At 61.4% G+C, this 17524-nt stretch carries 16 protein-coding genes and 1 pseudogene; 4 read left to right on the top strand and 13 right to left on the bottom strand.

Going from position 1 to position 17524, the window contains the following annotated elements:
• Positions 1 to 125: 125 nt before the first annotated feature.
• From J0663_RS31445 to J0663_RS25995, 5 genes and pseudogenes are all read right to left on the bottom strand, one after another.
• A pseudogene (locus J0663_RS31445) lies at positions 126 to 702 on the bottom strand (hypothetical protein); the annotation flags it as partial.
• A gap of 66 nt (positions 703 to 768) precedes the next feature.
• Positions 769 to 1764, bottom strand: coding sequence for a HupE/UreJ family protein (locus J0663_RS26010; protein ID WP_207244871.1), 996 nt, complete (start codon positions 1762 to 1764; stop codon positions 769 to 771).
• Entirely contained in the window at positions 1761 to 2678 is a 918-nt protein-coding gene (locus tag J0663_RS26005; protein ID WP_246590434.1) for a peptidyl-prolyl cis-trans isomerase, read from the bottom strand. Before J0663_RS26005 ends, J0663_RS26010 begins: the two co-directional genes overlap by 4 nt.
• A gap of 26 nt (positions 2679 to 2704) precedes the next feature.
• A complete protein-coding gene (locus J0663_RS26000; protein WP_207244869.1) occupies positions 2705 to 4642 on the bottom strand; it encodes a DUF3604 domain-containing protein in 1938 nt (645 codons plus the stop codon).
• A gap of 441 nt (positions 4643 to 5083) precedes the next feature.
• On the bottom strand, positions 5084 to 6001 hold the full coding sequence (locus J0663_RS25995) for a DMT family transporter (protein WP_207244868.1): 918 nt from the start codon (positions 5999 to 6001) through the stop codon (positions 5084 to 5086).
• 71 nt (positions 6002 to 6072) lie between these two features.
• On the opposite strand from J0663_RS25995, the gene J0663_RS25990 reads away from it, so the two are divergent.
• Complete coding sequence (locus J0663_RS25990; RefSeq protein WP_207244867.1) at positions 6073 to 7002, top strand: LysR family transcriptional regulator; 930 nt, start codon at positions 6073 to 6075, stop codon at positions 7000 to 7002.
• A 97-nt stretch (positions 7003 to 7099) separates the two neighbouring features.
• Here J0663_RS25990 and J0663_RS25985 read toward each other — a convergent pair whose 3' ends face one another.
• The 5 genes from J0663_RS25985 to J0663_RS25965 all read right to left on the bottom strand — a co-directional run bounded on the left by J0663_RS25985 (position 7100) and on the right by J0663_RS25965 (position 11153).
• Complete coding sequence (locus J0663_RS25985; protein WP_207244866.1) at positions 7100 to 7567, bottom strand: GNAT family N-acetyltransferase; 468 nt, start codon at positions 7565 to 7567, stop codon at positions 7100 to 7102.
• Positions 7568 to 7646: 79 nt separating this feature from the next.
• Positions 7647 to 8168, bottom strand: a complete 522-nt coding sequence (locus J0663_RS25980) for a DUF992 domain-containing protein (protein ID WP_207244865.1) — start codon at positions 8166 to 8168, stop codon at positions 7647 to 7649.
• 326 nt (positions 8169 to 8494) lie between these two features.
• Positions 8495 to 8659 carry a DUF1328 domain-containing protein gene (locus J0663_RS25975; RefSeq protein WP_003571841.1) on the bottom strand — a complete coding sequence of 55 codons (165 nt, stop codon included), beginning with the start codon at positions 8657 to 8659 and terminating at the stop codon, positions 8495 to 8497.
• A gap of 87 nt (positions 8660 to 8746) precedes the next feature.
• Complete coding sequence (locus J0663_RS25970; RefSeq protein ID WP_207244864.1) at positions 8747 to 9337, bottom strand: hypothetical protein; 591 nt, start codon at positions 9335 to 9337, stop codon at positions 8747 to 8749.
• A gap of 193 nt (positions 9338 to 9530) precedes the next feature.
• Positions 9531 to 11153 (bottom strand): ABC-F family ATP-binding cassette domain-containing protein, encoded by a 1623-nt coding sequence (locus tag J0663_RS25965; protein ID WP_207244863.1) that lies wholly within the window; start codon positions 11151 to 11153, stop codon positions 9531 to 9533.
• A 139-nt stretch (positions 11154 to 11292) separates the two neighbouring features.
• On the opposite strand from J0663_RS25965, the gene J0663_RS25960 reads away from it, so the two are divergent.
• Entirely contained in the window at positions 11293 to 11622 is a 330-nt protein-coding gene (locus J0663_RS25960; protein ID WP_207245509.1) for a DUF6665 family protein, read from the top strand.
• 95 nt (positions 11623 to 11717) lie between these two features.
• Positions 11718 to 12587, top strand: coding sequence for an aldose 1-epimerase family protein (locus J0663_RS25955; RefSeq protein ID WP_207244862.1), 870 nt, complete (start codon positions 11718 to 11720; stop codon positions 12585 to 12587).
• A gap of 76 nt (positions 12588 to 12663) precedes the next feature.
• Here J0663_RS25955 and J0663_RS25950 read toward each other — a convergent pair whose 3' ends face one another.
• Together J0663_RS25950 and J0663_RS25945 are read right to left on the bottom strand one after the other, a co-directional pair.
• A complete protein-coding gene (locus J0663_RS25950) occupies positions 12664 to 14244 on the bottom strand; it encodes a DHA2 family efflux MFS transporter permease subunit (RefSeq protein WP_207244861.1) in 1581 nt (526 codons plus the stop codon).
• Between the two features lie 22 nt (positions 14245 to 14266).
• Positions 14267 to 15451 (bottom strand): HlyD family secretion protein, encoded by a 1185-nt coding sequence (locus J0663_RS25945; protein ID WP_207244860.1) that lies wholly within the window; start codon positions 15449 to 15451, stop codon positions 14267 to 14269.
• A 136-nt stretch (positions 15452 to 15587) separates the two neighbouring features.
• Here J0663_RS25945 and J0663_RS25940 point away from each other — a divergent pair, with 136 nt between their 5' ends.
• Entirely contained in the window at positions 15588 to 16235 is a 648-nt protein-coding gene (locus J0663_RS25940; RefSeq protein ID WP_207244859.1) for a TetR/AcrR family transcriptional regulator, read from the top strand.
• 58 nt (positions 16236 to 16293) lie between these two features.
• Here J0663_RS25940 and uxuA read toward each other — a convergent pair whose 3' ends face one another.
• Positions 16294 to 17481, bottom strand: a complete 1188-nt coding sequence (gene uxuA, locus J0663_RS25935; RefSeq protein ID WP_207244858.1) for a mannonate dehydratase — start codon at positions 17479 to 17481, stop codon at positions 16294 to 16296.
• Positions 17482 to 17524: the final 43 nt, after the last annotated feature.

The raw sequence follows: 17524 nt of genomic DNA, 5'->3' as shown, positions 1-17524 counted from the left end.
CGCAGACCCGCCGCTGGCGAGACACGACGATTCCAAGTGCCACTTTCCGTGCAGCTCCATGCAGGCCCATCACCTTTCCTCCCATCTCATGCAGAGTGCTGCGCAATGTTGGCTGCTCTGTCCTATTAGCAGGGCGGATAGGGATAGTAGCCGCAGGCCGGCGGCGGGTATGGCGGGCGGCAGTATGGGGCAGCTCCGTAAGCGGCACCCGCGGCCGCACCCGCATACCAGGCACCGCGCCAAGCTGTCCGCCTGGCAGCCCCCGCGAATGACACCGGGGTGCGCGGCAGCCCGATGATGTGAATGAAGATCGACGCAGGGCCGTCGGCTTTGAATGTCGACGGTGAAGGTGAGCGTGTCGCCCGAGAACTTCGGATCCTTGAGGACTGCCACAGCGTCTTCGACGGTCGACGCCTCCCTGTCGAAGACCGAAACCGTTGCGTTCGGCGGGTCCTTCTCAAAATCGCCGCCCGGCGCCCACTCCTCCAAAAGATGTTTGGTCAGCCCGTGACCGGCCGACCGGACAGGGCGGTCGGCGGAAATGATCGAATTGAGCGAGATGCCGTTGAGCGTCAGGGTCGTTCCCTTCAGGCTTGCGCCATCGGAGTTCATTACGATCAGGGACGGAACAATCTCCTGTTTCGCCGCCCCGATCGCCTTCTGGGCGGGTGCCTTAATCGCATTCTCAGAAACCGAGCTGGCCTCCCCGCTTGACCGGGAGCACGATCATATCGAACAAGGGCATGAGGCGTTCACTGGACGCGCTGTTCACGCCGTCAACAAGGCGATCCGCGAAATCAGCCACAGCATCGCGGCAGTCCCGATCATATAGGCGCCGAACTGACGCGCAGGCGCGGGCTTTATCGTGCTTAGAGTGCCTGCTGCCCGAAGCACGACCAGCGCCGCGGCGACAAAGATGAGTTGTCCCGCCTCGACGCCCAGATTGAATGTCAGCAGGCTCAGCGGCACGTCGGATTGCGGCAAGCCGATTTCCTTCAGCGCGCCGGCAAAGCCGAAACCGTGCAGCAGCCCGAATGCGAAGGCCACGATCCAGGGGTAGCTCTCGGAGAGCCGCCTTTCGCCCGGCTTCATTCTGACCAGTTCGCTCGCGACGAAAGCTATGCTGAGGGCGATCGTCGCTTCGACCGGCTTCTGCGGCAAACTGAAATATCCGAGCGATGCTCCGGCCAGCGTTATGCTGTGTGCGACGGTAAACGCGGTGATCGTCTTGACCAGCTTCCGGCAATCTCGAATGAGCAGCATCAGGGCGAGAACGAACAACAGATGATCAAGGCCCGAGAGAATGTGGTCGACGCCCAGCACGAAGTAGGTTCGAACAACATCGAGGCTGCTCTTTGCCCCCGCCACGATGAAGGAGGGGGCGTCCGGCATGACGCGGACGACCTCGGTGTCACCGCTCTGATATTCGATGCGAACGAGCGCTTCCGTCATCGTCGACCTGAGCCCCTCAATGGTAATCTGGCCGCCCTTCAATCCGCCTGTGCAGGTGACGGTCCAGCGCTCCAAATAGGCGCTGCTGCCGATCGATCTCTCTCGTTCGGCCTTTTCGATGCAAGGTTTCGGCAAAACTGCATCGAGACTGAGGCGCATGTTGCCCTGCGCGGGAACTTTCCACACAACTGCGAACCCGTCGCGCGCCGTTTCTCGCAGGTCGAGATAGGCCGGCCTGATTTCGTGAGCCACCGCGGACACGGCCAGCAAGAGCGGGACAAGCACCGCCAGCAAGGCCCCGAACCGCATCATGGACCGGCTCCCGCGCCGGTCGGACTTTCGATCCGCACCACATAGCGCTTGAGGAGCACGGCGAAGCGCTGGTCCTCGAGTTCTTTGCGTTTAGCGTTCGTCCACTCTCGCGCAACGGCATCGCGAATCTCGTTGAGCGCCGGCACGTGCCCGGGCACACGCTCCGTCACGCGGATCAGGTGCAGCCCGAAGGCGGATTTGACAGGACCAGCCCACCGGCCTACCGGGATCTTGTCGAGTTCTTCCGCAAAGTCAGCGCCGAAGGTCTTGCCGATCGAAGTCTTGCTCGTAAGTGGAAGCTCCGGTGGGAGCAGGGAGGCATCGCCAAGCGAAGCGGGATCGGCCGCAGGCTGGCTCAACAATACTTCGAGGATAGCGGCCGCGTTTTGTTCGATTGCTTCTCCGTGCCGCTGGCCATCCAGAACGATTTGCTGGAATGACAGCATCGGATCGATCTCGAACACGGCTGGATTTGCCTTCAAGAAGGCGTCGAGTTCCGCATCGGTTGCCGTCAGCGCTTCGGCGTCAGCGGCATTCAGAAATTCGATCTTCTGGCGCAACCGGCGGCGAATTACTGTGTCGTCCTTGTCAAGCTTGAGTTCCAGCGCCTGGCGTACCAGAATTTCCTCCTTCACCTGATCATCGATTAGGCCCTTCAGTTCCTCGGCTGTCGGCGGGCGCTGCCAGGTTTTCGTGAACACGGTGGCGATCTGCTCGATCTTCGGCACCGTGATGACGATGCTGTCCGGCGCGTCTTCCGCATCGGCGCCTAAGAGCCCGTAACCCGCGAAGATGAGCAGCGCGAGCAGAAGGAAATGGACCAGAGGCTCCTTCAGCACACGCTTCACCAATACCGCTCTTTCTCGTTTACCCGATGACTGACGAGACGATCCGGCCGCGGGTTCGTCCGCCAACCTCGCGACATCCATTTTCCCACTGATCACGGCGTGTACCAGATCGGCGAAGTATAGGCGCGTTCGGTGACGGTCATCCGCGTCCCCTCGAGCGCTTTGATCCCGTAGCGCTTGGCGTCGTAGGCGGTCCAGCGTGGCGTAGGAATTTCAATGACGCGTCCGTAATAGAAGGCTTTCTTCTTTGGATCGAAGCTTGGGTCCTTCCAAACGGCGATCAACTCCGGAGCGCCGATCGTATTGGTCCAGGTCGCGTTGTCGATGTCGACGGTGCTTCCTACCGATGGCACCTTGCCGTCGGCGCCCGGCTTGCGGTTTCCGCCCCAGGCGACGTCATATACCTGCTCATGCGTGTCGCCTTTTTCGTCGAGCCAACCCTTGACGATCTGGTAGCGGTCGAGATTGGCGCCGATCGGGTCCCTTAACGCGGCGACGAGGAACGTCGGTGCCTTACCTTGCGGCGCTGCCGTCAGGTCGCCACCCATGGGCACGCCCTTGCCGTAGCCGATCGCGCCGGGATTGCGAGTCTCGGCATCGGCAGGCTCGAAATCCCAGCCGCCGAAGAAGCGGACCATCATGCGCGAGCCAGTCGTGGCGTAGGTTTCCTTGCGCTGCATGGCGTCCCAGATCGACTCGCGGGTGTTTTCCACCGCCCATACAGCCGCGTAGCCCGACGCGCCGACCTCCCAATCCATTACGGTGATGCCGGTCTTGGCGTCCTTGACGAACGTCGCGGTCAGACGTTCGGGGCTCGGCTCCTGTGGGGTGGTCTTGCCGAAGAAGTTTTCCTCTTCCATCGCCGCAAGGCCTGTATGCGCGTCGGAACTGCCGACCAGCCCGAACTTGTAGGGGTTGGTGCCGAGTTCGGCTTCGAGCTTCAGGCCGTTCTTGAGCGCAGACCGTGCATATTCGAACTCGAGCATGTCAGGTGTCTTCGGCGCGCTGGCATCGAGATTGCCGAAATCCCAGATCTCGAAATCCGCGAATTCGTCATTCGGCGACAGGAACGGGTGAGCCTCTCCGGTTCCCTTCGTCTGGGTTGTCTCGTAAAGACGTTCCCATTTTGCGCGCTGCTCAGCATATTCCTTGTCGACCGGCTTGTTGGTGAAAGACTCGATCATCGGGAACATGCGGCCGTTGGATAGATTGCCATTGTGGGCAATCGCCAGCACGTTGCCGCCGGTCTTCTCTTCATAGGCCTGCATCCACTGCCATAGGTCGCGCGGATTATCGCTGCCCAAGGGTTTCAGGGTCGTATAAGGCACAACCTGCGCAGCCTTGTCCGCGTTATCGCGGAAGATGACGTTGCGATGGAGATTGTTGCCTGCCGTATTCGACGTCCACTCATAGCCGATGAAGGCCGTGAACCGCCCCGGATCATTATATTCCTCGGCGGCCTTTATCGTGTCCTGCCACGCATTCTTGTAAGGACGTGTGTCCGGGCCATAGATCATGCTCTTCGGAAGCGTTCCTTTGCCGAAACTGAAGATGATTTCGAGCGCCGCCTTGGCGCCTTGGCCTGACTTGATTTCATCGTACCAGGTCTTAGCCTGCGGATCGGCAATCACTTCCGGCTTGCCGGCGAAAAGGTCGGGAAACATGCCCATGTTGTCGGAGTGATCTGCCACCACCAGAAAGTCGAGCGGCCGTGACAGCTTGGCGGGCTGGCCGCTCGACGCGGTGATCTCCTCGCCGCGGGCGAAGCGGTAGGCATCGCGAGGGGTTAACCGCGCTCCAAAAGCGCCAGCATCGAACGAGGCTCCGGTGTGAAGATGCGTATCGCCGAATAGCGGCCGAGTCGGAAAATTACGCCCCGCATAGGGCGAGTAGATCGGTTTGCTTGAAAACGCCTTTCCTGCCTTTGCGCTGTCCAGGGTGCCGACATCGGTGGCCTGCTGAGCAGCAGCCGGCAAGACGGAAGCCAGTATTACGTATCCCGTAATGAACTTGAAAGATGCCTTGGTCATCGCTTTCCCCCCTTTGCAGCAGTCCTATTTAAAGCAAAGGAAGAGATTATGCGTTGATTTGGGTCAACGACAGAAATACTAGAATCCTCTCAGCCATTCCTTAACTGCCGTCTGCGGAATCGACTACCGAGCATTCTCGGCAGAAGGCACTCGTGTAGTATTGATTGGAATGGACCGACGAAATTGTTGGCGAAAGCTCACCGGCGCAGCATCGGAATATCTGTTAAGATAAAGTTGTTCTGCTTGGGAAGAATGTGTTCAATTATAATCCAAGTGGGAAGTACTCGGAGGAAAGATGAAATTTTTTAGCTGCGCTATCTGGTTTCATTGGGAGTCTTCTGATCACGGGAGGTGCATAGGCGCCCCTGTCGGTCTGCTTTCGTTTTAAAGAAAGCAAAGGGCGGCGCGATGTTTATTTGGCTGCGGCCGGTCTGTATGCGGCTACCGTTTCCGCATCACGTTGACGACGACCACACCGAGGATCGCCATGACCCCGCCGACGGCACCCAGCACTGTCGGCACCTCGCCGAGCCAGACGAAGCCGATCAGCGTTGCAACCGGCGGGACGCCGTAGAGGAAATTGGAAGCGCGCGCGGCCGTCAGCCGCTTCAAGGCGATGGCCCAGGTGAGATAACCGATCGCCGTCGGGAAGATGACAAGATAGGCAACGCCCCAATTGACGTCCGCCGGTGCGGCGGCCAGCGCGCGGATCGTCGCCGGGACGGCCGGAAACAGCGGCACGGAGCCGATCAGCAGGATCCAGGCGGTGACGGCAAGCGCCGGCAGGCGAGCGAGCAGCGGCTTCTGCAAAACGCTCGCGATTGCCGAGCAGAGCGCTGCGCCGAGGATCAGCACGGCGTTCGGATCTAGCTTGAAGCTGCCGTCGGAGGAAAGCGCAATCAGCGCCACGCCGCCGAAGGAAACTGCAGTGCCCGCCCAGCCCCATCGGCCGAAACGCTCGCCGAGCGCGAATGTGGCAATGAGGGCGGTGAAGACGGGCATGGTATTGATGATAAAGCTCGCCGGTCCCGCCGCCACGGTCTGCTCGCCGGTGTTCAGAAGAACCGCATAGGCGGCTATGAAAAGCACCGCAGCCACCGAGAGGCGGAGGAAATCACGCTTTTCCGGGATCGGCCGATAGATGGCAAGGTAGACAAGGGCGAGGACGCCAGCCGCCACATAACGCGCCGTCGCCAGCTCGATCGGCGTCAGCGGCCCGAGGCAGATGCGGATCACCACGAAAGAGGAGGCCCAGAAGACAATGGTGACCACGATCGCCGCGAAGGCGATCAGATCGAAGCCGCCTTGCTGTTTTGCCGAAACCGGTGCGCTTGCTGCCATGCTCATTGGTGCCTCCATCTGTGCCTGCGAATGAAGTAAGCCTTCGATGCATGCTTGAAAAGCACCGCAATCAATGATCAAATGTGCATATGGTTCACAGCTCGCCAGTGCTTCCGCCGCTCGATACGCTCGAGACCTTTGCCCGCGCTGCGCGGCTGGGGTCGTTTTCGGCCGCAGCTGAAGAAAGCGGCATCACCCATGGCGCCGTGTCGCGGCAGGTCTCGCGGCTCGAGCGCTGGATGGGGGTGCGGCTGTTCGCGCGTGAAGCGCGCGGCGTGCGCCTGACGCCCGAGGGCATGCGATTTTTCGCCCGCGCCGAGGAGGCGCTTTCCCTGCTCGGCAATAGCGGTGAACGCTGGCTGCCGCGGCCCAATAAGGCGGTGGTGCGCCTCTCCGTCACGCCGTCAGTTGCTTCGTTATGGCTGTTTCAGCGCCTGGCAAAGCTTGAAGGAAATGAGCTGCATGTCGAACTGACGCTCGAACACCGGCTCGCGGATTTCGGCGAAGGCGCGGATCTTGCCGTCCGCTGCGGCAAGGGACCATGGGCCGGCGTGCGGGCCCTACCGCTTTGGCAGGAGAAATCCTTTCCGATCGCCGCCCCGACGCTGGCGGACCGGCTCGCACAGCGCTCGGACGCCGTGTCGATGCTCGACCTACCTATCCTTCACGACTCCAATATCGAAGGCTGGCGTCGCTGGCTCGCCCGCGAGGGCGTCGACTATACGCCGCGCGGCCAGGATCGGCGCTTTGAGGACTATAATCTGGTGATCGATGCCTGCGCACAAGGGCTCGGTATCGCCCTTGCCCGGCCGCCGCTGTCGGATGCCGCGCTTGCCGCCGGGCGCGTCGTTGCAGTGTCGGAGCGCACTCTCGATTCCCACGTCGCTTTCCACCTGATCCGGCCGGACGATGCATTGAGGAGCCCCGCCATCGAATTCGCCAGCCGCTTTCTACGCGAAGCCGGCCATGACGAGGCGACGATCAACACCTTTATCGCACCCGGCAAGGCGAAAGCGTAGACAGAAGACGTGCGGGCTGGCCGCATTGGCTCGACAGCAAATCGCGGAGCCTATCGATTGCTGGGGCAATCCTGTTCAGATGCCTCAGATACGCCGGTCACTCCGCGGGAAACTTCAGGCGCATTTCTTTCGCCAGCTCGAAGCCAGCACTCCGATAGACCGGTTCCCCCGCATCCGAGGCATGGATGACGGCGGTCGTGCAGCCGATGGATTTCAGATGGTCGACAGCCCTGTTCGTCAGCGCCAATGCAATACCGCGCCGACGGAAGGCCTCCGCGACATAGACGGACCAGATGTATCCATGCAACCGCTGCTCCGGCCGGATGACTTCCGGAAACGGTGATTGGTGGAGCTGGCAGGATACCGAACCGGCGATTTCATCGTCCACAATGGCCAGGAACGAGGCAAGGCGACGTTCCGCACGGCCACTTGTGAGGAACGCCAATATTCGTGCCGCCGCGTCCGGCCTGTAATGTTCCGGCGGCGTGCCGTAGCTGTCCCAGATTTTCAGATAGTGGCTGACCAGGATCTCGTCCTCGCCGGGCGTTGCCATTCGGATATCCATCTGTCGTCGCCCGCGCTAATCCATTCCAACAAGCTCGTGACGCCCCCGCCGCGTCGCGGCAGGGGCGTAAAAAAACCGGTCAATCCGCCGGGGTCAGTGTCATCGATGCGCTGCCGGCCGCAACATTGAGGCCGAGCTGGCCGGTGAGGCTGACCGTCTGCAGATGGATTGAGCCGGAGGTGCCACCGACCAGAAGGTTGGCGCCGACACCGGCGCCTACCGTCGCCTCTGCGCTGGCGCCGACATAAAGGCCGGCGAGGGAGCCGCGGTGATAACCAGCCGTGGGTGCAAACACCGCCCAGATCAGGCGGCTGCGCGTGGTGAAGCCGAGATCGATGCCGAGCTTTCGCACTTCGCCGGTGTAGTGATCGAAAAGCTCATTGCCGACGATCGATTGAAAGACGCAGTCGGCTTCCTTGGACGAACCGAGCACATAACCCGTACCGCCGCCGATATCGCAAGTGAGATAACCGATCTTTACGCCATTGCGCAGGTCCGGTTCTGCATAGGTTCTGGTGACGGGGTCGGCGGCATTCACCGCCCCTGCGCCGACAAACGTCAACGATACCGCGGCAAATGCCGTCGCAAGAGTTTTATTCATAAGTCTCTCCTTCTCAAATCGTGACGGGAACACCCGGCTGGCCGGCGCCGGATCGAAGGGGACCGCAATGCAATCCCAAACGGCGCCGTTTGCGTGTCGCGTGTCAAAGCGCGGGGGAAGGGCGCAGGCGACAGGCCTACGGTTCAAGCCCCTTTGGGACATTTCGAAGGCGCACGCGGGCTGGCATGCAGCCTTTCACGATTCTTGTCAGGGATGGTTGCACAAAAAACACATTCGCTCAGAGCGAGATTGCCGGTGGATGGCCATCAAGAACAGGAAAACCCGGTGATGGATTTCACCGGGTTTTATACTTGTCATATCCCTCGCTATACTCTGCGCATGAAGCGCATGACGAGCGATACGACGAATAGCACCAGGAAAATGAAGAACAGAACCTGGGCAATGGAAGCTGAAGCCCCTGCGATGCCGCCAAATCCGAGGACGCCGGCAATCAAGGCCACAACGAGAAACACCAGAGCGTAGTAAAGCATCGCAATCTCCTTTTACGTTGCTGGTGACATAACGGAGACCGTCCGGTTTGGTTCCCTGCCGCTCGCGGTCGGCAGATGGAACGTCGCTCAGCCGAAATGAAAGACGCCGCTGTACATCCGGTCGCCTTCAGTCGGCTCGGGAGGTTCGGCCGCATCGAGATAGGTCTTGAGCGGCCCTGTCAGCACGAACCAAACACTTGCACCCAGCATGAAGCAGGCGCCCACCGGCTCGTCGATACGGGCGATCAAGGGAAGGCAGGCTGATGAGAACAGCACGATGATCCGCACCGACCATTCCGCTTCGCGTTTGGCAACGGCGCGCGCCCTTGACGACTTGTATTCCCGGGCGCCATAGGCGCTTCCCCCTGCCCTGACGGCCGAAAACAGTTTCTTGGCGGACGGCAGGGCCAGCATGATCAGCGCGGCGATGCTGAGCGCAAAAGGCCTGCCCGCCATAACTTGCCCACTCGCGATAAGGAGAAAGGATAGCACGACCAGATTCCATGTCGGCTCCAGCAGTTCCGGCGGCTGCCGCGTGCGGATGTGCCACTGCCGCAGCAAGCCCGCCGCGCCGTTCAATAACGGCTGATCGATATAACGGTTGATCCAGTCCATGCTGATGCGCGCCCGCCCTGATTGTCTGAAGGAACCCCGAACACCACGGAAATGGGTCATCATCGTGGCAGAGCGCCGGCAATAAGGTCGACGCCGGTCTTCACCCACGTAAACCGGCCTTCGCAACCCTCGATTAGCCTATCCCAGCTCGCAGCATGGCATTCATCCTCCGATGCTCCGGCCGCTCCATATGCCGAACGGCACTCTGCTTGCGTTTCGATCTCTGGTGTTTCGACATACCGGCGGAAAACGGCCGTCAGCTGCGCAGGCCAGGCGCCTCATGACCGGTGCGCGCCACATATTCCGTATAGCCGCCGCCATATTGATGGACGCCCTCCGGCGTCAGCTCCAGCACGCGGTTGGAGAGCGCGGCCAGGAAATGCCGGTCGTGCGAGACGAAGAGCATGGTACCCTCATATTGCGAGAGCGCCTTGATCAGCATCTCCTTCGTGTCGAGGTCGAGATGGTTGGTCGGCTCATCGAGCACGAGCAGGTTCGGCGGGTCGAATAGCATCATCGCCATGACCAGCCGGGCCTTCTCGCCGCCCGACAGCACGCGGCATCGCTTCTCGACATCGTCGCCGGAGAAGCCGAAACATCCGGCAAGCGCCCGCAATGGCCCCTGCCCCGCCTGAGGAAACCGGTCTTCCAGCGATTGGAAGATGGTGCGTTCGCCGTCGAGAATATCCATGGCGTGCTGGGCGAAATAACCCATCTTGACGCTGGCGCCGAGGGCGACGCTGCCTTCGTCGGGCGCGGTGGTGCCCGTCACCAGCTTCAGCAGCGTCGACTTGCCGGCGCCGTTAATGCCCATGATGCACCAGCGCTCCTTGCGCCGCACCATGAAATCCAGCCCCTCGTAGATGCTGCGGCTGCCGTACTTCTTATGGACGTTCTTCAGGCTGACAACGTCCTCGCCGGAGCGCGGGGCCGGCTGGAACTCGAAGGCGACCGACTGGCGGCGCTTGGGCGGCTCCACCCGGTCGATCTTCTCGAGCTTCTTCACCCGGCTCTGCACCTGCGAGGCATGCGAGGCGCGCGCCTTGAACCGCTCGATGAATTTGATTTCCTTGGCAAGCATTGCCTGCTGGCGCTCGAACTGAGCCTGCTGCTGCTTCTCGTTCTGAGCCCGCTGCTGCTCGTAGAATTCATAATCGCCGGAATAGGCCGTGAGCTCGCCAGCGTCGATCTCGAGGATCTTATTGACGATGCGGTTCATGAACTCGCGGTCGTGCGAGGTCATCAGCAGCGCCCCCTCATAACCCTTCAGGAACTCCTCGAGCCAGATCAGGCTTTCGAGATCCAGATGGTTGCTCGGTTCGTCGAGCAGCATGACGTCGGGACGCATGAGCAGGATGCGGGCAAGCGCCACGCGCATCTTCCAGCCGCCCGACAGCGCGCCGACATCGCCGTCCATCATCTCCTGGCTGAAGCTCAAGCCCGCCAGCACTTCGCGGGCGCGGCCCTCGAGCGCATAACCGTCCAGCTCCTCGTAGCGCGCCTGCACCTCGCCGTAGCGCTCGATGATCTCCTCCATGTCGTCAGCCCTGTCCGGGTCGGCCATGGCGGCCTCGAGTTCGCGCAACTCGGCGGCAACGAGGCTGACCGGGCCGGCGCCGTTCATCACTTCGGCGACGGCGCTGTGGCCGGCCATCTCGCCGACGTCCTGGTTGAAGTAGCCGATGGTGACGCCCTTTTCGCAGGAGACTTGGCCTTCGTCGGGCTGCTCCTCGCCGTTGATCATCCGGAAGATCGTCGTCTTGCCGGCGCCGTTCGGGCCGACGAGACCGATCTTCTCGCCCCTGTTGAGCGCTGCGGATGCCTCGATGAAAAGGATGCGGTGGCTGAGCTGCTTGCTGATATTCTCGATACGGATCATGGTGTGCGCTGGACCTGGCAAAGTTTCGGCGCCCTTATGCCACGCGCGGAAACGGCGGGATAGACCCGTTCGGACTCTCTCGATATTCGGGATCGAATTGGATAACATCGAGGTCTACGCTGATAAGGAATTCGTGCCCATGGATGTTCGCCCGCCACAGTCTTTCAGACAATCCCAGCAGGGTGCCAACGGCTTCAGCTTTCTCGAATACGAGCTGATATCGGTACGTGCCGACGCGCTGGGGCGCCACGGGCTGAAGGTGGAAACGGCGCTCGCTGCCCTGAAAGCCTGGACGCCGGAGCGCCAGAGCGCGGAGGAGCGCGAGAGGCTTCTCAACGAAGCCTCCGACGCCGTCTGGGCATTCTTCGTGCAGCGCGAGGTCTGCGGGCTCAGAAACAACCGCGATGCCATAGAGCGTTACGGCATTCCAAACGAGGTGCTGGCCCGATTGGGCGCAGTGCGAAAATGACGCCCGGCGATGCTGTCGTCTTCCTCCCCTATTGATCGGAAATCAGCGGTGCCGAAATATGGCTTTGGTACCGAACCAGTGTGAAAGGGAATGCGATGCCAAGCTCAATCCGGATCGGCAATCAGGATCTCGCCGCCGACGTCTCCTCGCTCGGCGCAGAAATGCAGGCGCTCGTCACCAACGACGGACGCTCCTGGTTGTGGACGGGCGACGCAGCCTTTTGGACCGGGCGGTCGCCGATCCTGTTTCCGATCGTCGGCAAGGCGCCTGATGACACGGTGGCGATCGACGGCACACTCTATCCGATGGGCCAGCATGGCTTTGCCCGACGCAGCGAGTTTGCGCTTGCCGCATCGACGCCGACAATGTGCCGGCACGAACTCGCTGCCTCCGCGGCCACGCGGGCGGTCTATCCGTTCGATTTTCTGCTGGCTGTGGAACATGCAGTAGAGGGCCGGATGTTGACCGTGACGGCAGAGGTCGGCAGTCGTGACGCAAAGGCGCTGCCGTTCGGTCTCGGGTTTCACCCGGCCTTCGCCTGGCCGCTGCCGGGCGGTGCCGGCCGCGCCCACACCATTTCGCTCGACAATCATGGCGAGCCGGCGCTCGTCCGGCTGGGAGGCGGTCTCATCAACCCCACGATGCTGCCCTCGCCCTTCGACGGCGGGCGGCTGGTGCTGGATCAGGCAATGTTCGACCAGGATGCGATGATCTTCCCCGAAGGTGCGGGCGAAGGTTTGTGTTACGGTGCCGAAGGCGGGCCGACCTTGCGCTTTCGTTTCGAAAACCTGCCCAATCTAGCCTTGTGGACCAAACCGGGGGCGCCCTTCATTTGCATCGAGCCATGGCACGGAACGGCCGCCGAAGCGGAAGGGTCGAACGAGTTGTCGAAACGGCCCCATACGACGCTATTGGCGCCAGGGGCGACCGCTCGCTTTTCCTTCACGGTCGAGATCTTGCAATAAGAAGGCGCGCCCTTGCCGGGCGCGCGAGGCAGGCTTCCATCGGGCGGTATTTCTGCCGCGGTCGCCGGAGCGATTGTCAGTGGGCTCCGGCCCCATCGCCGGCCTGCGGCTTCCGGGTGAGCAGCAGCGCTACGGCGGCAATGGCGAGAACCACCCCGATGACGGCGAAGGTATCGGCAAAGCCGAGGATGAGGGCCTGGCGCCTGACGAGCTGGCCGAGGGCGACAATGGCTTTGTGCGCGGCGAGAGCGGTGTCGGAAACGCCGTGTTGCATGAAATAGCTGGTTGTTTGCGCAAGCCGGTCGCGGACTTCGTCGCGGGAGAGCGTCACCGACTGGCCGATGATATTGGAATGAAACTGCTCACGTTTGGTCAGCACCGTGCCGAGCGTCGCCGTGCCGACAGCGCCGCCGAGGTTGCGCAGCATGTTGGTCAGGCCAGAGGCAGCGGCCGCATCGGATGGAGCGATGCCGGCGGTGGTGATCGCGGTGATCGGTGTCAGCACCAGCGCCTGGCCGACGGCGCGGACGATGTTCGGTATCCAGAACTGGTCGCCGGCGGTATCGGCCGAAAGCGTGACGTTGAGGAAACAGCTGATCGCAAAGATGGAGATGCCGAGGAAGCCGATATATCGGGCATCGAAGCGTTTCATCATCATCGGGACGAGCGGGATCAGCAGCAGCTGCGGCAGGCCCGTCCAGGCCAGCACGTTCCCGATCTGCTCGGCATTATAGCGCTGCACCTGGCCGAGATATTGCGGCAGGATATAAACGGTACCGAAAAGCGCGACGCCGACCAGGACATTGACCGCGACGCCGACGCCGAAATTCCGCTGCTTGAGCAGACTGAGCTTGACCAGCGGCTTTTTCACGGTGAGTTCGATCCAGATGAAGGCGGCGAGAAAGACGAAGGCGAGGATGCTGAGCTTGACGATGAAAGGCGAAGCGAACCAGTCCTCCTTGTTGCCCTCCTCGAGCACCGTCTGCAGCGCCGAGAGACCGATCGCCATGGTGACGATACCCGCCCAATCGCCTTCCTTAAGGAGGCCGAGCTGCATTGGCTGTTTGTCGAGCGTGAGCCCGAGGGCCGTGGCCATGATCGCGCTCGGCACGGCATTGATGAAAAAGATCGTCTGCCAGCCATAGTTTTCCGTGAGATAACCGCCGATAGTGGGGCCGATCGCGGGTGCGAAGGTGACGGAGAGAGCGAAGAGGGCAAGGCCAAGCGGCTGCTGCGATTTCGGCAGCTTGGTCAGCACCATGGTGAAGGCCATCGGGATCAGCACGCCGCCGGCAAAACCCTGCAGGCCGCGCATCACGATCATCGTACCGAGATCATGGGCGAAGGCGCAGGCGATTGAGAACAGCGGGAAAAGGATCGAATTGACCAGGATATAGCGGCGGAACGAGAACACGCTGCTGAAATAGGCCGTCAGCGGAATGACCACGATCTCTCCGATGAGGTAGGAGGTGGATATCCAGGCGCCATTATCGACGCCGGTTCCAATGCCGCCCTCGATGTCGAGCAGAGAAGCATTCGTGATCTGGATGTTGAGGATCGCCATGAAGGCGCCGATCATACCAGCAAGAACGGCGATCCATTCCCTGCTGCTGGCGCGCGGCTGCGATATGGCGGCGGTGGCTGTAACGCTGGACATGACACGATCTCCTGCTTCGGCGCTAGTGACGAACCGCATCGGCCTTAGTGTCGATGCTTGGCTGGACGGACATGCCAGGACGCAGATCGCCGTTGGCGGTTTCGCCATCGAGCACGATCTTGACGGGAATGCGCTGGACGACCTTGGTGAAATTGCCGGTCGCATTGTCCGGAGGCAGCAGAGCGAATTCTTGACCGCTTGCCGGAGCGAGGCTGTCGACATGGCCGTGATAGATGCGGCCCGGAAAGGTATCGACCTCGATCTCCACCGGCTGGCCGGCCCGGACGTTGGTGAGTTGCGTTTCCTTGTAGTTGGCGATCACATAGACTGCACTCGTGGGTACGACCGACATCAGCTGGGTGCCCGCCTGAACATACTGGCCGACCCGCAGCGTCCTGTTGCCGACGGTGCCGCCGACAGGGGCGGTAATCGTTGCGTAGGAGAGGTTCAGTTCAGCCTGATGCTGGATAGCCTGGTCATGGGCGAGCGTCGCCTTCGCCTGAGCAAGTTCTGCATTGAGAAGATCGACCTGCTTGACAGCGGCGTCCAGCGCAGCGTTATCGCGAACAATGGTTGCCTGAGCTGCAGCGATGGCGGAGGCCGCCTGCTGTGCCGTCTGAACCGGCGCATAACCACTGGTGGCGAGATTGGCGTAACGCTTATTGTTTTGTTCGGCGAAGGTCTCGTTTGCCTTGTCGACCTCGACCGTGGCGCGGGCAGCGGCAATCGTCGACTGCTGGATGTCGAGCGAGGCCTGTTTTGCGTTGAGCGTGGCTTCGGCCGCGGCGACATCGGCCCTGGCCTGATCGAGGGCGGCACGGAAATCGCGATCGTCGATGCGAGCGAGCGGCTGACCGGCCTTGACCTCCTCGTTATCGCTGACGAGAACTTCCGCGATATACCCCGATACCTTTGGCGCAACAGTCGTATTGTCGGCCTTCACATAGGCGTCGTCGGTGGAAATTTCGAAGCGGCCAACGGTCCAGTAATTATGGCCGTAATAGGCGGCAGCAGCGATCAGGCCGATGGCCATAGCGCCCAACAACAATCCGCGGCCACGACGCTTGCGGGCGGGAGGTTCCGAAACGGTGGCAACCTCGACGATGCGAGGTGTGTTGCCGGCATCAAGGCTTGCAGGCGCGGCTTCCGCCGTAGTTTCCGTGACAGGCGCTCTGTTGTTCAGAGTCTGCAGCGTTTTGATGGACATTGCCTTTCTCCTGTTACTGGTCGCTGTCGCTACCGGCCGCGGCCTTTTAATTCACGTCAGTTCTGATTTAGGAAACTTGTCACTTTCCAAAATATGCTCTATAAAATTGGTGTCAACTAGAATTTGGAAAATAGCCATGGTCCAAAATCACAAAATCGAGAAGAGACCGCGAGGACGACCGCAAGTCCGCTGCGATGACGATACGAGAAGCGTCATCATCGAGGCGGCCAACCGGCAGTTCCATGAGAATGGGTATGCCGCTGCAAGCATCGCCGCGATTGCGCAAGAGGCTGGTGTCTCGACCAAAACGCTCTATCGGCTGTTTCCGACCAAAGCGGATCTGTTTTCCGAGATGATCATCGAGCGGACGGGGCGCTTCCTCATGTCGCTCGATCCCGGAACACTCGCGGTAGCGGACCTCAGGCAAGGATTGGAGCGCATGCTGATAGCCTATGGCATGCTGACGCTCTCACTGGACACGATCACCGTGACCCGACTCGTCATCAGCGAGTCCGACCGTTTTCCCGAGATCGCCACGACCTTCTATGAGAAAGCGATCGTCAGGACCAACGCGCTGATGGAGGACTGGCTGCGCAGACAGATCGATCGCGGGCTGATCGCACTCGACGATCCACATGCCGCCTGCGGGATGCTGCGTGGGATGATGATCATGGAGCCCCAGCGCGCCGCGATGTTGCGCCAGCAACAGCCGCCTGGGGCCGAGGAAATCGCCGCGAGGGCGAAGATGTGCGCAGATCTATTCCTGAAGGGTTGCGCGCTCTGAAGTGTCGCTTGGGCTCCAGAGCGCAATGATTTTCTATGCCAAGCGACGCCAATGCCACTCAGTTCGGCGGAGCGCCCAGCGCATGCAGAATGCCGCGAAGCTCGGCAAGGCCGCGCATGCGGCCAATGGCGGGGTAGCCGGGTGTGACTGTTTTGTCGAGATCGTCGAGCATGCGGTGGCCATGGTCCGAGCGGAAGACGATGGTGTCTTTGGGGCCCCGGCTGCGGTCTTCCGCAACCAGTTCGCGGAGAACCGCGACCATATCGACATCGCCCTCCAGATGGGCGCTTTCATGGAACGTCCGGCCGTCGCCTTCCCGCGTCGTGGCGCGCAGATGCGCGAAATGAATGCGCGAGGCGAAGCGCCGCGCAATCGCCGGCAAGTCGTTATCGGCGCGCACGCCGAGGCTGCCGGTGCAATAACACATGCCGTTCGCCGCCGATGGCACAGCATCGAAGAGAGCAGCGTAATCCTCCGCCGTCGAAGCGATGCGCGGCAGGCCGAACAGCGAACGCGGCGGATCGTCGGGATGCAGCGTCAGCTTGACCCCGCGTGCTTCGGCAGCCGGCGTCACCGCCTTAAGAAATTCGATCAGGTGGCGGCGCAGCCGTGCCGCATCGATGCCGCTATAGGCGACAAGCTTCTCCCGGAAGGCCGGAATGGTCAGAGGTTCGGTGGTCGAGCCGGGCAGAGCCGAGGTGATGATGCGGGTGATCTCGGAAATCTCCTCTTCCGACATCGCCTCGAAGACAACGCGCGCCCGTTCGCGATCTTCTTCGGAATATTGCTGCGCCGCATCCGGCCGCTCCAGAACGAACAGGTCGAAGGCGGCGAAGCGCTCGTGATCGAAGCGCATGGCGGTGGCCCCGGTCGGCGTCACGAAATCGAGTTCGGTACGCGTCCAGTCCACGACAGGCATGAAATTATAGCAGACGATCGGAATGCCGCAGGCGGCGACCGCTTCTAGGCTGGCGATCCACGCCTCGATTTCGGCCTTCGCCTCCCCGCCCTTGCGCTTGACGGCATCCGGAATCGGAATGCTTTCGACGACTGACCAAACGAGCGGCGAGCGATCGACCGGCGTCGTCTCGATCAGCGATTGGCGTTCGCGCACTTCCTTCTCCGTCCAGGCCCTGCCGATCGGCACCTGATGCAGTGACGAGACGATATTGGTGGCGCCCGTCTGTCGGACATCATCGAGTGTCACCGGCGCCTCCGGCCCGAACCATCTCCAACCCTGTCGCATCTTTTTTTGCCTCCCTCGCCTGTTCGTTTCGTGGTGGTCTGCC

The organism is Rhizobium lentis (assembly GCF_017352135.1).
Lineage (GTDB): Bacteria > Pseudomonadota > Alphaproteobacteria > Rhizobiales > Rhizobiaceae > Rhizobium > Rhizobium lentis.
This window is presented reverse-complemented; position numbering and strand designations above follow the sequence as displayed.